Source organism: Snuella lapsa, from assembly GCF_039539345.1.
GTDB classification, from domain to species: Bacteria; Bacteroidota; Bacteroidia; order Flavobacteriales; family Flavobacteriaceae; genus Snuella; species Snuella lapsa.
In genome coordinates this window covers 1-14,998 of the sequence record NZ_BAABCY010000043.1, presented here as the reverse complement: position 1 = coordinate 14,998, position 14,998 = coordinate 1, and the positions used below count along the sequence as shown (strand labels likewise).

The 14,998-nt window shown below is 35.0% G+C and carries 13 protein-coding genes and 1 pseudogene; 9 read left to right on the top strand and 5 right to left on the bottom strand.

Annotated features, from left to right (window positions below; all coding sequences use genetic code 11):
- Positions 1–71 precede the first annotated feature (71 nt).
- Positions 72–263 (bottom strand): annotated as a pseudogene (locus ABD792_RS09160) (IS982 family transposase); the annotation flags it as partial.
- 101 nt (positions 264–364) lie between these two features.
- On the opposite strand from ABD792_RS09160, the gene ABD792_RS09155 reads away from it, so the two are divergent.
- Together ABD792_RS09155 and ABD792_RS09150 are read left to right on the top strand one after the other, a co-directional pair.
- Positions 365–655, top strand: coding sequence for a hypothetical protein (locus ABD792_RS09155; RefSeq protein WP_345005624.1), 291 nt, complete (start codon positions 365–367; stop codon positions 653–655).
- Between the two features lie 790 nt (positions 656–1,445).
- Positions 1,446–2,177 carry an NAD(P)-dependent oxidoreductase gene (locus tag ABD792_RS09150; RefSeq protein WP_345005623.1) on the top strand — a complete coding sequence of 244 codons (732 nt, stop codon included), beginning with the start codon at positions 1,446–1,448 and terminating at the stop codon, positions 2,175–2,177.
- A gap of 75 nt (positions 2,178–2,252) precedes the next feature.
- On the opposite strand, the gene ABD792_RS09145 is transcribed toward ABD792_RS09150, so the two are convergent.
- Together ABD792_RS09145 and ABD792_RS09140 are read right to left on the bottom strand one after the other, a co-directional pair.
- Positions 2,253–2,969 (bottom strand): LytR/AlgR family response regulator transcription factor, encoded by a 717-nt coding sequence (locus ABD792_RS09145; protein WP_345005622.1) that lies wholly within the window; start codon positions 2,967–2,969, stop codon positions 2,253–2,255.
- 3 nt (positions 2,970–2,972) lie between these two features.
- Positions 2,973–4,022: a sensor histidine kinase gene (locus ABD792_RS09140; RefSeq protein WP_345005621.1), complete on the bottom strand. Its 1,050-nt coding sequence runs from the start codon at positions 4,020–4,022 to the stop codon at positions 2,973–2,975.
- Positions 4,023–4,212: 190 nt separating this feature from the next.
- Here ABD792_RS09140 and ABD792_RS09135 point away from each other — a divergent pair, with 190 nt between their 5' ends.
- From ABD792_RS09135 to ABD792_RS09125, 3 genes are all read left to right on the top strand, one after another.
- Positions 4,213–5,544, top strand: coding sequence for a serine hydrolase domain-containing protein (locus ABD792_RS09135; protein ID WP_345005620.1), 1,332 nt, complete (start codon positions 4,213–4,215; stop codon positions 5,542–5,544).
- A gap of 11 nt (positions 5,545–5,555) precedes the next feature.
- On the top strand, positions 5,556–5,957 hold the full coding sequence (locus ABD792_RS09130) for a MotA/TolQ/ExbB proton channel family protein (RefSeq protein WP_345005619.1): 402 nt from the start codon (positions 5,556–5,558) through the stop codon (positions 5,955–5,957).
- Positions 5,958–6,416: 459 nt separating this feature from the next.
- Positions 6,417–6,953, top strand: a complete 537-nt coding sequence (locus ABD792_RS09125; protein WP_345005618.1) for an acyl-CoA thioesterase — start codon at positions 6,417–6,419, stop codon at positions 6,951–6,953.
- A gap of 231 nt (positions 6,954–7,184) precedes the next feature.
- Here the strand turns inward: ABD792_RS09125 and ABD792_RS09120 are convergent, their stop codons facing one another.
- On the bottom strand, positions 7,185–10,601 hold the full coding sequence (locus tag ABD792_RS09120; RefSeq protein WP_345005616.1) for a tetratricopeptide repeat protein: 3,417 nt from the start codon (positions 10,599–10,601) through the stop codon (positions 7,185–7,187).
- Between the two features lie 336 nt (positions 10,602–10,937).
- Here ABD792_RS09120 and ABD792_RS09115 point away from each other — a divergent pair, with 336 nt between their 5' ends.
- Positions 10,938–11,159, top strand: coding sequence for a hypothetical protein (locus ABD792_RS09115; RefSeq protein ID WP_345005615.1), 222 nt, complete (start codon positions 10,938–10,940; stop codon positions 11,157–11,159).
- A 142-nt stretch (positions 11,160–11,301) separates the two neighbouring features.
- Here ABD792_RS09115 and ABD792_RS09110 read toward each other — a convergent pair whose 3' ends face one another.
- The gene (locus ABD792_RS09110; protein WP_345005614.1) at positions 11,302–12,147 is read right to left on the bottom strand and encodes a universal stress protein; all 846 of its coding nucleotides are present in this window, start codon (positions 12,145–12,147) and stop codon (positions 11,302–11,304) included.
- A gap of 180 nt (positions 12,148–12,327) precedes the next feature.
- On the opposite strand from ABD792_RS09110, the gene ABD792_RS09105 reads away from it, so the two are divergent.
- From ABD792_RS09105 to ABD792_RS09095, 3 genes are all read left to right on the top strand, one after another.
- Complete coding sequence (locus ABD792_RS09105) at positions 12,328–13,095, top strand: DUF3108 domain-containing protein (RefSeq protein WP_345005613.1); 768 nt, start codon at positions 12,328–12,330, stop codon at positions 13,093–13,095.
- 20 nt (positions 13,096–13,115) lie between these two features.
- Complete coding sequence (locus ABD792_RS09100) at positions 13,116–13,460, top strand: FUSC family protein (RefSeq protein ID WP_345005612.1); 345 nt, start codon at positions 13,116–13,118, stop codon at positions 13,458–13,460.
- Between the two features lie 144 nt (positions 13,461–13,604).
- Complete coding sequence (locus ABD792_RS09095; protein WP_345005611.1) at positions 13,605–14,657, top strand: M28 family metallopeptidase; 1,053 nt, start codon at positions 13,605–13,607, stop codon at positions 14,655–14,657.
- Positions 14,658–14,998: the final 341 nt, after the last annotated feature.

Genomic DNA, 14,998 nt, shown 5'->3' with positions numbered 1-14,998 from the left:
CACGGTTTAAACCGAAATCAATGGCACAATGACTCCGAAATCGGTGGCACAAATCGAACTGAATTAGCCATGAAGTTGGTAAACTGGCCAAAGTGGAACAGAAGGTAAATGCTCATCATTTCAGAATCGGACAATTTTCCTTTTCGATGGCGTCTATTTACCGATGAATCCTCTAAAAGTGGACGATTTTCTAACTGTGAAGCAAATTCTAAGCAGAAATCGTCCATTTCTACAAAGAATTCCGTAACTTTATCTCTAAGCATTAGAAGTGTTTTTATTGTTTAATTTACTGAAAATCAGAAAAATAAACTAACATAAAAACACTTTTTTCTTATCCATTATTCACGTTAATTTAAGTTATCATATGCCAAAAGATATTTGTAGTCACGTAAATAAAGCGTTAAATGAGCATTCAGACAAATCGCCAACAATGATTAGAAGAGCTATCAGGAATTATACAGAACAATTAATGAGTACAAATACCAAAAACTCAAAGAAGTTGAGTTCCTTTTTTGATGAAGAGTTAAAAAAAATATCCAAAAAACAAAAACCGTATACAACTTATCCTACAAAAAGCACTAATCCAGTCCCCCGCTGCCGCCAGTTTCTAACTGGTGGTAAAACTCAGCAGAAACCAATATTGATGCAATCTTAAAACTAAACAAAATGATTTCAAAAAATATAGACAAATTCAACACATTTGAGACAGGCAAAATAAACACATGGCGTTTTGGGCTGTAGCCTTCCCTAAAAATGAAAACAATTCACTTTATATATTTTATAATCTTTGGAAGTACAGTGCTTACAATTTATAACATTATTGAACTTGATTTCAATCATCCTCACAAAGGGCCAATTTCTGGAATTGTATCAAACTTACTTATAATTTTAGCAATGTTAGTTACAATTAGAGATACTAAGAAAAAAGAGTAGACAATCTTAATCTAATCGAACTTTAGAAAAAAAGATAGCAATATAAATAAGGCTCAATCTTCAACTAAAGTAGTTTAGCGTGGATAATGGATAAAGAATTTATGTCAGTTTGAGTGCCAAATCTGTGATTTGGTGTATCGAAAACAAATAAATTCCCCACTAAAAGTACTTCTCGATAGCTCTATTGAGCGAAGTCGGAGTATTAAATTCTTCCAGAATTTTGAAGAGACATTAGGACTCTCAGGACGGGTCAAAAAAGCTACTCCTTCACCTTTCCTCCATATTTCCTTCACCTTTACTTCATATTAAAGGTTACTCTAGGTTATATAAACAGTATGTCTTGATGTAACAACTTCCAACTAAAGTCGTCTTAAAAGCGTAAACCACCTCAGTGCAAGCATACGAGGCGTTTATAAGAAATTATTTTTTTGATTTCGAGGTAAGGCTTAGAGCTTTTACATCTCGATTATACAGTTAAAACAAAACACAGACAACTAAACTTAAAAAATTATATGACAGTTTTAGTAGTGGGCGCCAGCGGCGCAACGGGAAGACAAGTAGTTGAACAACTTTTAAACAGCGGACAAAAAGTTAAGATAATTGTTAGATCCCCAGAAAAATTACCAGAATCCTGGAAAAACAACAAGCAATTGCATACAATCCATGCCGCTGTACTAGAACTGAGCGACAGCCAAATACGCCAATATGTTAGCGATTGTCAGGCCGTAGTATCCTGCCTTGGTCATAATTTAACATGGAAAGGCGTTTACGGACACCCAAGAAAACTTGTTACAGATGCCACCAGAAGGCTATGCAATGCCATTAAAACAAACAATCCTAAACACCCCGTAAAATTTATTTTAATGAATACAAGCGGCAATAGAAACAGGGATATAAACGAACCGATTCCTTTTGCTCAAAAGTGTGTTATTGCACTCCTTCGCTTATTGTTACCCCCTCACGTAGACAATGAAAAAGCAGCTGATTATCTTAGAACAAAAATTGGTCAAAACGATCCAAATATCGAATGGGTTGCCGTTAGACCGGACAATTTAACACACGAAGCAGATATCTCCGTTTACAAACTATATCCCTCCCCAATAAGAAGTGCTATTTTTAACGCAGGCAAAACCAGTCGCATTAACGTAGCCCATTTCATGTCCAACCTAATTAACAACGACAATTTATGGTATCAATGGAAAGGACAAATGCCCGTAATCTATAATACAGCCTCCTTAGTTTAATTATTGTTAAATATCTTCACTGCAAGTCCAACCCAAACCCCTTGTCCTCCAGAGCGCATCGCAGTAAAGCTACTCTTAGTACTTTTCTAAGGCCATTAACACCTCTTTCTTATAGCTTCTACTAATGGGCAAGGCTGTCTTTAAAATAGTAATATGTTCGTTTGTAAAAGAGTCTATATGTGCAACAGCTATTATGTAAGACCTGTGAATACGCATAAACTTACCCTTTGGCAGTTTCGCTTCAATAGCACTAATGGTTTCACGCGTTACAACCATTTTAGTATCCAAATGGATTTTTAAGTAATCACTAAAGCTTTCAATATACCTAATAGCTTCAAAGTCTATTTTAATCATCTTCCTGTCAGAGCGCACAAAAATAAAATCGTTTACCTCAGCACCAATAAGTGCCTTTTTTTCATAGAATTGTACCGTTTCAAAATAGGTGTTTACAGCTTTTAACAAGCGTTCAAAAGCAATAGGCTTAAGTAAATAATCCACCGCCTTCAGTTCAAACCCCTCAACCGCATAATCCCTGTAAGCCGTAGTAAAGATTATTTTTATGTTCTTATTAATAGATTTAGCAAAAGAAATACCAGATATCTCAGGCATATTAATATCCAGAAACACCAAGTCTATAGCATGTTCCCTTAAACAATTAAAAGCATCGATGGCATTACTGTAACTCCCAACAATAGAGATACTTGAAATTTTGGACAAATGCGTTTCTATCACTTCCCTGGCAATAACTTCGTCATCAACAATAATACACGATATGTTCTTTTCCTGCTGCAATGCTTATTTTAGTTTTAGCTTTAAAGCGACTTTAAATATACCCTTTTTATCTTCCACATCTAAGCTATAATTGTCGTCATATAACAAATCCAGACGCTTTACTATATTCTCCAAACCAATACCCTTTTGTGAAGCTTCCGTTTTCGAAGCAGTGTTCTCTATACTAAACCAAACCGTTTGGTTTTTACATTTCAAATCAATCTTAATACTAAGTTCACCTTGTTTTATAGTACCATGCTTAAAACTATTCTCTACAAAAGGCAACAAAAGCATCGGCGCTATTTTTAAATCCTTAGAGCTGCCATTGGTTGTTAAAGAAATACTTAACGTATCATGAAAACGCATTTTTTCCAACTCGATATAATCATTAATATGCTCTATTTCCTCACTTAACAACACAAAAGGCTTATCAATTTGGTACAATAAATAGTCTAAGAGGTTGGAAAGCTTCAAAATCATTTCAGGCGTTTCGTCTGCCTTTTTCAAAGCAAACCCATACATAGTATTTAATGTATTAAACAGAAAGTGCGGATGGATTTGCATCTTTAAATAATTCAATTCTTGCTCCTTCAGCTTTAATTGTGTTTCCAAGATCTTTGTTTCCAACAACTTGGTTTTTTCAGCATGCTTTAAATTAAGTTTTAATAGTTTAAATGCGCTTACAATAATAACCACCAAATAAACAGCAACCGCTACAAATATTAAACTACGGCTAATAGGAGCCATATTAGCATACTCAAAATTTGATAGGTAAATAAGTCCGAAAAAAACAGAAACAACAATTAGATAAGCCGAAATAACTAGCGTATAAAAGCTGTACAAACCAAAAAGGAAATAACGCTTTGTAATAAGGTAATCCGGAATAAGCTTATAGATAGACACATATGTTGTGGCAATGGTAATGGGCATTAAGAACAAGGAAAAAGAGAGCACATAGTTAAAATCGTGACTATCAAAACCAAAAAAATACGTATAAAAAAAGAGTACCGCACACCAAAAAAGCATGTGAAGCACCAATTGCCCGGCCTTATTTAAAATAATTTTTTTTAGCATACAAAAAAACCGTCTTACAATAATACTACATTTTTTATGGCAATGGTGGTTTTGTAGACGAATGACCAATTTAGCAAGCGTTTTAGCATTTGGTGAAAAAGGGCGCAAAAAGGGTAGTTCGTCGCATTTTAATTTTTAGGATCAAAATGCCATTTAAGTTTGTGGTGTGTTTAATTAAAACTATAAACAAATGAAGCAATTAGTCATTCTCTTTCTTTTCACAACTTCCTTATGCTTTTCCCAACAGGAAAAATTCAAGGCCTTAGATTCATTTTTCAAGAACTTGTCAGATAACAATAAAATGATGGGAACCTTAGTGGTTTCTAAAAATGGGCAGGTTATCTACGACAAACATGTTGGGTATGCCAATATAGTAGACGGCAGGAAATACCCCATCACTAAAGAGTCTAAATTTAGAATTGCCTCCATTACAAAAACCTACACGGCAACCATGATATACCAATTGGTTGATGAGGGGAAATTAAAACTAACAGATAGACTCTCCAACTTTTTTCCCCAGATACCTAATGCTGATAACATCACGATAGCCAATATGCTAAATCACAGTAGTGGTTTATTTGAAATTACCAAAGACAAAGACTTTAACACCTGGCGTATAGAAGGTACTACCCGAGTGGAAATGTTAGAAAGAATACAAAAATATACTGGAGTTTTTAAACCTGGCGAAAAGAGCGCATACTCTAATAGCAATTTCCTGCTCTTAGGCTATATTATTGAAGAAATAGACAAGATGTCTTATGCTGAAGTACTTAAAAAAAGGATTGTAAATACATTAAACTTAAAGAACACCTACTATGGAGGTAAAAAAAATGTAGAAAATAACGAATGTGCTTCGTTTCATTACAAAGATGGCAAACTAGTAGAATCTGAAGAAACCCATAGGAGCGTGCCTGGTGGAGCTGGTGGTATTGTGGCTACACCCTATGATCTGGTCACATTTTACGAAGCCTTATTCATGGGGAAACTAATATCTAAAAAAAGCCTTGAAACCATGCTTTCAGTTAAACAATTTCCCTTTGCAAGTGGTATTTTTAAAGATGAAGATGCTTATGGACACGGTGGGAGCATTGATGGTTTTATCTCAGAGGTTACTTATAATCCGGAACAAAAAACAACCATTGTAATACTTACTAATGCTTTAAATTACCCTGTCAGCGATATTACTGAAAATACTTATTTAGCGAGTCAGAATCAAAACTTATTGCCCGTGAAAACTGCAGCAAAAACTATTGAATTAACAGCAGCGCAAATAGCACCCTATACTGGGGTCTATGAAGGACATGTAGGAAAAGAAAAAACACCTTATACTTTTAATTTTGTTGCAGACGGCAAGGTATTAAAAGGAGGGGCTAATCCTAACACACTTTTCCCTTTTGAAGCCATAAAAAATAATGAATTCGTGCATAACGAATTCGGAATTCACCTAAAGTTTGATTTAGAAAAGCAGACTTTAATCTTTACGCAGGCGGGTAAGTCACATACATTAACTAAAAAACACTAAATTTAAACACTATGACAACGATAACACTTTTACAGCACCCAAGTCTTTTTTCTGAATTATCAAAACGATTTAACGAAGGCGGCCCTTTCTTTATGTCACTTATTTTAATATGCCTTTTACTGGCTCTAACCTTCTTGTTTTTTGGCTTTTTTAATTTAAAAAAGCATCCGGAAAAGTCCAGGAAAATGATGAGCTTAGCGTCCGACATTAGTATTTTGGGATTGGTCTTTGGACTTTTAGGCTCCATTCTGGGCTTGATTGAAGCTTTTGATGCTATTTCATCTATGAAAGATATTAGTTTAGGAATGATGAGTGGAGGTCTTAAAGTATCGCTCTTAACAACGCTTTTTGGTAGTTTTACCTTTATTTTACCAAGAATAGGCATTATCATCTTAAAAGGACTTCACAACTAAACCAACCTGCGTTTGATTAAAAAACAACTGTATTTCAAACAATTAAACACAAAACGATTGTCATTCCGAACGAGAGACGAGGAGGAATCTCATAATTATGGGGTTTTCTCACTTCAACTTCAATGTAGGCTTAGTTCATCCCTCACTCTGTTGAAATGACACCCCAATAAAAACAATTGTTTTCAAATTGAACTCAGATAAAACCATGTAAGATTGCAAAAAGGGCATTTAGTATTATTTTACTGAGTGCCCTTCTCGTTAAGCAACGGCTCCCCATATAACTTACCTAAAATTCCAAAATCAGTCAATTTATAAGTATTCAAAAAATCGTTACCCTAATTCCCATCAAAACGACCCAAATAAAAAGGATTTTACTAACTTTAGCTTAATTCGGGAGACTTTCTGCAAAACATTATGTTTTGGAATGACTACTAGGTCCCAACAATAATTTAAACCGACATGTTTTACTATTGGCTTCATGTTATTTATATCTATATCAGCTCCAAGCTATTCCTAAGCAAAGTAGATGTTGATTCTGAGATCACCAGACATCGTAGAGTAAGTATCCTCGATTGCGAAGGTTTCCGTTACATGTCTAATTCCAGATATTGCTATTACATGGACTTTATCCGTTACGAACTACTTTTTAGAACAAAATTGTATACCAATACGTTTAGCAAAGGCATGTTTGGTGTATTGGGTTCCCAAAAGGTTATTTATAAAAAACCACTAAAAAGATGGTCTAAATTCAGCATTACCCTATATCTGGAAGGTTGGGATGATAAATGGGCCTATCACCGCCAAGTATTCAGGCAAAACAATAAGGTATGTGCCATTGGATACACAAAACTGGCCTTTGTAAAAAACAGGGAATTACAAAGCATGAAAACCATTTTAAATACTTGCGGATATAAAGGTTCCGTAAAGCCCCCCTCCAGTATGGTATTAGATCTATTTAAAAACGATCAGACTTTATTAAGTAATGAAGACATCTAAAACCTTAAAACGGCACAAATCTTGTGCAATTAGTTTGAGTAAGTAGCCATGTTACTTTTAATTAACGTGAATCTCGGATAAGGAATTTATGTCAGTTTGAGTGCCAAATCTGTGATTTGGTGTATCGAAAACAAATAGATTCGACACTGTCCAAAATTTCACTGGAGGAAACATTGGAAGTCGTAAGTATTATTCACGTTAATTACAACAACCACTAAGGAAATTCCCTGCTTATTTACTTCTCATCGTGTTTACCATATCCCAATCATCAGGTGTTCCAGAAATAGTATATTCTGCCGATTTGGTCACAAAATACTTAGCAACTGCATCTTTTGTATTTTTGTTAAGAACCTTATCGAACGCTGCCGATGCCTTGGGAAACTCTTTGTTAAGGAAATGCTTCATCCCCTTTTCAAAATCCTTTAAGGTTTTTATCTTCAAAGTTATTTCAATATCGTCATCACCATCAAAACACTCATAAATACCTACAACCTTATGCTTACCTTTTACTTTCACCTTCCCCAGATACCTAAAATGATAAGCCTCCCTGTCCTTAATAGTATCTAAACAGTCTTCACTTATAATAATATTGGCTCCATAATATTTAGTAATACCTTCCATACGCGAAGCCGTATTAACCGTATCGGCAATAATGGCCGTATCGTTTCTATGTACATCCCCTATTATTCCCATTACCAAAGCTCCGGTATGCATTCCTATACCCACAGAAATGGGTTCAAAGCCTTCTTTAACCCGTCTCTCATTATAAGCTATAATTGTTTTTTGCATGGCAATAGCAGCGTCCAATGCATGGTGTGCCTCGTGCGGAAACAAGGCCATAATGCCATCGCCCAGGTACTGATTTACAAAACCTTTGTTTTGCTGTATTAAGGGCCCCATGCGCCCTACGTAAGCATTCACAAACTTAAAATTTTGCTCAGGGGTCATAGACTCCGAAAGGGTCGTATAATCACGTACATCCGAAAACAAAACAGTTACTTCTTTTTCGATATGATCGCCCAAAACCACATCGGTAATAGCCTCCCTACCCACAGATTTTAAAAACTCCGACGGAACAAACTTACTTGTAGCCTTATGGATGCCATTTAAATTTAAGTGCGTTTTTATTCGGCTTAACAACTCATTTTTTGCAAAAGGTTTGGTTAAGTAATCATTAGCCCCCACATTAAAACCTGTAACCAAATCACTTACCCTGTTTTTTGCTGTTAGCAATACAATAGGCAGCTCACTCGTTAAATACTTTGTCCTAATACGTTCACATACTTCGTACCCAGACATATTAGGCATCATAATATCCAAAAGAATTAAATTAAAATCTTCTTGTTCCAATAAGTCCAAAGCCTCCTTTCCACTACAAGCTTCCACAACATCATACCCCGCTACCGTTAAATGATTTTCCAATACACGCCTGTTAATAGGCTCATCATCAACTATCAAAATTTTAATCCCTGCTTTATCATTTGTTTTATACGCTAATGGCTTTTTATTAGCATCATCTTCAACATTTTGGATAGGTTCATAATGCCAACCCTCTTCTACAACTACCTTTCCTTGCTTTGCCTCAGAGCTTATCGGCAAGGTAAACGTAAATGTTGATCCCTTGCCCACCATAGAAGCTACCTCAATAGTACCCCCATGTAATTCTACCAATTGTTTCGAAACCGACAGTCCCAACCCTGTACCACCATAAGCCCTTTCAGTCGAACCATCTACCTGCTCAAAAGATTTAAAAATAGCATTGAATTTATTCTCAGGGATACCTATACCCGTATCCGATACAGCAACGGCCAACATACCGTCATGCTCCTTGGCACTTACCGTAATTTCACCCGATTCGGTGAACTTTACAGCATTTCCAATAAGGTTATACAATATCTGTTGCAATCTATTCTCATCGCCTTCCACCAAAGGGACATCCTTAGGAATGGCATTAATTAAGCGTAAGTCCTTGCCCTTTGCCAAGGTTTCTGACACTTTTAAAACCAAATTAGCTATTAAATAGACATCTACCGGCTTTAAGGACAACACCAGATCTTTATTTTTTAGTTTAGAAAAATCAAGGATATCGTTCACCAAATTAGACAAACGCTTGCCGCTGTTTATAATCATATTGAGATTGTCAATAGCCTGTGGAGACAAAGTGCCAGCAGCACCATCCTTGAGTGATTCCGATAGACCAATAATACCATTAAGCGGTGTACGCAATTCGTGAGAGGTATTTGCTAGAAACTGATCTTTTAGCAGATCAATTTTTTCAAGCTTAGCCACCCGTTGTTTTTCGAATGCGGTCTTTTGCTCTGCTTCTTCTACCAACCTCCTTTTTTCCATAAGTTCTATCCTTACACGTTGCTTGTATTTATACCTGTTAAACAATAAAAAGGATAATACTAAAACTGTTATGGTTATGGCTATAAATATATTCCTAAAAAGCGTTTGCCTTTTTAATTTTAAATCTTTGATTTCAGCATCCTTTTCAAGTGCAACGATGGCTGCTTCTTTTTTTTCTGAATTAAATTTTTCTTGAAGTTCTTCAATTTGTCTGGACTTGGTCTTATTGAACAAACTGTCTTTAACCTGTGCAAGCTTCTTATTGAATTCTAATGCTTCTTTGTAGTTTTTAATCTCAGCATATAATTTAGACATGCCCTCGTAAGCCTTTTGTAACTCCTCTACAGCGCCTACATCCTCGGCAAACTCTAAAGCCTTAGTTAAACTACCCTCAGCGGCTTCATACCTTTTAAGCATTAAATAATCAAGGCCAACCTGTGTGTAAATAGCCGATAATTCTCGTTTTTGGTGCAAGCCCTCCCGTAGTTCCAGAGCCTTAAGATGTACCTTTAAAGCATCCTGATAATTGCCCTGTAAATTATAAACCTCGCCAATCGCTTCATAATCGTAAGCCATTCCCCATAAACTGTTAACAGCCGTATCCAATTCAAGAGCCTTATTTAAATAATCCAATGCTTCATTATATCGTTCCTGTAAACGGTAGGTGGCACCAATATTAAAATAGCAATTTGCCATATCCGCTTTAGCATCCAATCTGATAAAGATCTTTAGAGCCTGATTATAATTTTCCAATGCTTCCTCAATACGGTTAGACTTTTTAAGAATCTCTCCCAAGCTGTTCAATATGTTTGCAGCACTATATTCGTCATGAGCTTCCTCATAAACTTTAAGGATGCGATAATAAATCTCTAAACTTTTTTCGTACTGCCCGCGGTAGTCATAAATAATCGCTTTTTGATATGCACCATTAGCCACTTGGATTGGATCGTTATGAACTTCTGAAAACTTTATATAAGCATCAAAATGTTCCAATGCCTCATCATAATTGCCTTTTTGTCGCTCTAAAACCCCATATTGATACCTTGCCAGTAGCGTTCCCCATTCAATATTTGCCTCACGGCTTAGATTGTAGATACTATCAATATAAATCTCGGCCATAGGAACATTAGACCTATTATTTAAGTACTCCCAGGAAATATTCTTTAGTATCCGTATTCTTAAAGAATCTGAATCTGCTTTTTGCAATGCTTGCTGTAAACTGTCTATCGCTGGGGTTTGCCCATACAGGAAAGAAAAACTAAAACACATTAAAAACAATATACAAAGCCTGTATTTCACGTTTATTTAAGGTTTGGTTGGAACTATAATGTTATAAAGTTAACAGTTAAAGCTTAAGTTTAAAAATTATTGATAATTAAACATCTGATAATTTGTTCATTATAATATAACTTACAACACAGTTGTTATTTAATATAAAATTATTATAACCAAACACGTATAACTCTTTAGTTATAAAATGTCTTTTTGAAAGCTGCACAGTAGATAAGCCTTAAATGCCACGATGAAAAATCCTACTTTAATACTTTTTTATATATTTATAATGTAAAATATCATAACTAAAACAGGTAAAATTGCAAGAATATCATTTAAAAAAATTAAACTAAAAATAAGATTATGATTATTAATGTTAAAGAATATCGAGTAATTTGGTCAAATGGAAATTCGCCATATGGAGCTATTGACATCAGAAATGATGAAGGAAATCAAGCCCGCCTGAGAAGTAAAGACCCCAACTTACTTTCATTTTGGGTTAATATTTTAAGAAATGAAGAACCTGTTTACTACAATACAGAAAGTAACGTGCTTTATACTGGCACCCAACCCTTGGAAGATTAACTGAACTTAAAATATTTTACAAAAAACGTTCGTAAATAGTAATTATACCATAAATGATCATTTTTAGAAATCAAGGTTTTTAAATCTGGAGAAACTAGTATTTTAAAACGCTCTAATCACTTATGATTATAATCTCTATACCTTAGGATGAAGAAGACTTCATCACCAAAAACGGAATATCCACTTTAAAAGCAAAGGCCTCAACAGTATGTGTAGTAAACAACCGCTCTAAAAAGGAATGTTTTTTATCTACCATGGCAAGTAAACTTACAGCATTAGTAATCATAAAATCATGGATAACATTATACATATCCCGCTCTCCAACAGTAAGCTCGCTATAAGTTGCATTGCTAAAATGCTCTTCAAAAAAGTTGGCACATTGCTGTCTGTCACCATTGGTATTCTTATCATTAATTACTTCTAGCACGTCCAGTTTGGGTTGGTGGCGCAACATTAAGTTACTCAATGGCATAAAATCTTTAACAATATACTGCATTGATGTATCTGCGATAAAAGACACACGCTCCAATCCATTGAATTTACAATTGTTAGGAATCGCCAAAACCGGGGTTTTACAACGTTGTATTACACGAACGGTATTGCTTCCAAAAAGAACCTTTTCCAGCCCCGAAGCACCTTTAGTCCCCATAACAATTAAGTCTATGTCGTACTTATCAGAAATTTGATTTATAGAATCTATAAAATTATCATAATCAACAATGGAATGGAAACTGTGCTTCTTATTATTATAACGCTTATTAATTTTTGAGATAATATTAGCTATGGATTTCTTTGCTGCATCTACTATCGTATTATAAATAGTTGCCGACGACGAAACGACCAACATGTCATCAGTAATAAACGAGGAGGCCTTTTGTACATTAAGGACATAAAAGTTACACACTTCATTTTCAAATAACTCCATTGCATAATAAATGGCGTTCATTGAATTCTTAGAAAAATCTGTTGGCAATAATATCGTTTTCATCTCTTTATAAATAGATTTTTAAGTAAATATACCCCGAAGGCCATTTGAAAACTATGACAAATGTCAGTAGCACTCATGCTTTTTATGTTGCAAAAAAAAATTAGCATAATAGCATTAAGCATTGTATTTTCGGCACAATAAATGATATCTATACGCATTGAAGCCTAAAACAAATCTTTTATGAAATACATATTCTTGCTTGTTATCGCTTGTTTTTCTATCACTTTAAAAGGACAAAACAATGCCATAGCTGCTGGTGAAAAACTCACGTATACTGCGGCCTACAATATGTCTGGAATACTTACCAACCTAGCCGAGGTAACTATGGAGACTAGCGAGCTAAAAACATCGAAAGCGACCCTATTGAGACTTAAATGTACTGCAGCCACCTATAGTAAATGGGACAATTTTTTTAAAATTAGAGACCTTTATGAAAGTTATGTAAACCCCAACACGCTTACCCCCTATCTATACAAAAGAGATATTAACGAAGGTAGCTATTCCAAGGCCATGAAATATACCTTTAGCCACAAAACAAAAACCGTAAAATCTGTTCAAACCAAAAAGAACAGGCCCGAAGAGAACAAAACAGTTTCCATTGGTTCAGGGACAAAAGATATTGTTTCGACACTTTATAATATCAGACTTTTGGATTATGATGACATGGCCATTGGAGATCGTAAAACATTCACCATCATTTTCGACAGAAAAGAGATGAAAGGACAAATCACCTATCTAGGCTACGAAACCATTGATACAGCCATTGGCGAAAAAGAATGTTACAAACTGGCTATTGGCTCCGATCAAACCGATGTCTTACAGGGTAATAACAACAATATTTTATGGCTTACTGCCGATGGAAATAAGATCCCTGTTTACGGTAAGTTTAAAATCCCTGTAGGCAATGGCGAATTAAAGATCAAATCGGCCACAGGCCTATTAAACTAAAGCGTATAAAATTTAAACGAATGAAAAAAGCAACCACTATTTTGGCTATTATTACGTCCTTTCTAGCCATTATTCTATCTGTATTGCCCGTATCAAACTTGGCAATTTTCCCTGCTATAGCTGCACTAGTATTTGGACTGATAGCCTTCTATTTCTCCAAGAAAAGCGGTCATGTTAAAAAAATTATACAATTCACGTTTTTATTAACTATAATAGCACTGTCCATAACCATTTATAAGGCTATTTTTACCACAATAGAAGTTGCCGACACAGAAACATTAGAAGCAAAAGAGAATGAATCTGAGGAAGAAGCACTTAAAGATCTAGAAGATATTGACCTTGAAGAATTGGAAATTGGCGGATAACTTTTCTACATCGCACTACTATTGTCTTATTTTTTTTACATATCTTTGACAAGCTATTATTAATGAAACAAACAAACTAAAATTTTCTTGCCCCGGGAATGATTGATTGTGTGTTGCATGTGAAATATATCAAACTAAAAACACATGAAAACCTTTTGCATCCTCTCGGCATTTGCGTTAATGGGCACTTGTGCTACCCCCCGTTACACCACTAAAATAAGCAACCTAAAGAACAGTATTCATATAGTCGATTCTAACCGAGTCATGACCTATGCTAAAACAATCACATCCAAAGAGTTAAAAAAACACCTTTACACATTTTCTTCGGATGCCTTCGAAGGACGTAAAGTCGGCGAAAAAGGACAAAAACTAGCAGCCGATTTTATACGATCATATTACAAAAAAGAAAATATAAAATCCCCTCCAGGCATTTCTAACTATTACCAAACGATTCCTGAAAGTTTCTTTTCCAATAAGATCAATGCTTCCGAAAATGTGTTGGCTTTTATTGAAGGTGCAGAAAAACCAGAAGAAGTAATTGTTATATCGGCGCATTTAGACCATCTTGGCATAACTGAAGATGGTAAAATAAACAATGGAGCCGACGATGACGGTTCTGGAACCGTAGCACTAATGGAAATGGCCCAAGCCTTTAAACAAGCAAAAAAAGATGGATACGGCCCAAAGCGCAGTATTTTGTTTCTTCATCTCACTGCCGAGGAAATTGGGAAAAGAGGTTCGGCGTATTATACGCAACATCCTGTTTTTCCTCTAGAAAACACGGTTACGAACCTTAATATAGATATGATAGGACGCGTAGATGATCTACATCAAGACAATAAAGATTATATCTATTTAATAGGTTCAGACAGAATAAGCAAAGAACTTCATTATATCTCCGAAAAGGTAAATAACACCTATTTCAATATAAACTTAGATTATAGGTATAATGCTATTGACGACAAAAATCACTACTACTCGCGTTCCGATCACTACAATTTTGCCAGACAAAATATTCCGGTTATCTTTTACTTTAATGGTGAACACGATGACTATCACGAAGTAACAGATACGCCAGACAAAATAGATTATGACTTATTAGAAAGGCGCGCTAAGCTTATTTTTGCAACAGCATGGCAATTGGCAAACCAAAAACATAGGGTTGTTAATGACGAAAATAACGATCTGTTAAAATAGCCCTAATATACAGTTACAATAAAATCATTTTTTGTAATATCGCACTCTAGAGGATGAATACTGTGATATTGCAGGAATAACCACCTGCTTTTCACAACTATTGTTCCTATTTTAATAATGCATTCATATGAAACGAACATTAATAATTTTTTAATATTTTTTCATAAAAGGGAATGTTTAAAATTATTAATGTGAGAGCGTAGCGTTTGCATACGTTCTCAATTTTATAATTAATTTATTATCAAATGATTATCAAAATTTAAACGAATAAAACCCTCATTACGTTGCAAAATAATTTTAAAGGAATCCGTCACAAAAGGGTATGAATAAGTAAAGAAAAA

What these genes read in the sequence shown, in the direction of transcription:
- ABD792_RS09155 (WP_345005624.1), top strand. Translation starts at nt 365, where the DNA reads ATGCCAAAAGATATTTGTAGTCACGTAAATAAAGCGTTAAATGAGCAT.
- ABD792_RS09150 (WP_345005623.1), top strand. Translation starts at nt 1,446, where the DNA reads ATGACAGTTTTAGTAGTGGGCGCCAGCGGCGCAACGGGAAGACAAGTA.
- ABD792_RS09140 (WP_345005621.1), bottom strand. Translation starts at nt 4,022, where the DNA reads ATGCTAAAAAAAATTATTTTAAATAAGGCCGGGCAATTGGTGCTTCAC.
- ABD792_RS09135 (WP_345005620.1), top strand. Translation starts at nt 4,213, where the DNA reads ATGAAGCAATTAGTCATTCTCTTTCTTTTCACAACTTCCTTATGCTTT.
- ABD792_RS09130 (WP_345005619.1), top strand. Translation starts at nt 5,556, where the DNA reads ATGACAACGATAACACTTTTACAGCACCCAAGTCTTTTTTCTGAATTA.
- ABD792_RS09125 (WP_345005618.1), top strand. Translation starts at nt 6,417, where the DNA reads ATGTTTTACTATTGGCTTCATGTTATTTATATCTATATCAGCTCCAAG.
- ABD792_RS09115 (WP_345005615.1), top strand. Translation starts at nt 10,938, where the DNA reads ATGATTATTAATGTTAAAGAATATCGAGTAATTTGGTCAAATGGAAAT.
- ABD792_RS09110 (WP_345005614.1), bottom strand. Translation starts at nt 12,147, where the DNA reads ATGAAAACGATATTATTGCCAACAGATTTTTCTAAGAATTCAATGAAC.
- ABD792_RS09105 (WP_345005613.1), top strand. Translation starts at nt 12,328, where the DNA reads ATGAAATACATATTCTTGCTTGTTATCGCTTGTTTTTCTATCACTTTA.
- ABD792_RS09100 (WP_345005612.1), top strand. Translation starts at nt 13,116, where the DNA reads ATGAAAAAAGCAACCACTATTTTGGCTATTATTACGTCCTTTCTAGCC.
- ABD792_RS09095 (WP_345005611.1), top strand. Translation starts at nt 13,605, where the DNA reads ATGAAAACCTTTTGCATCCTCTCGGCATTTGCGTTAATGGGCACTTGT.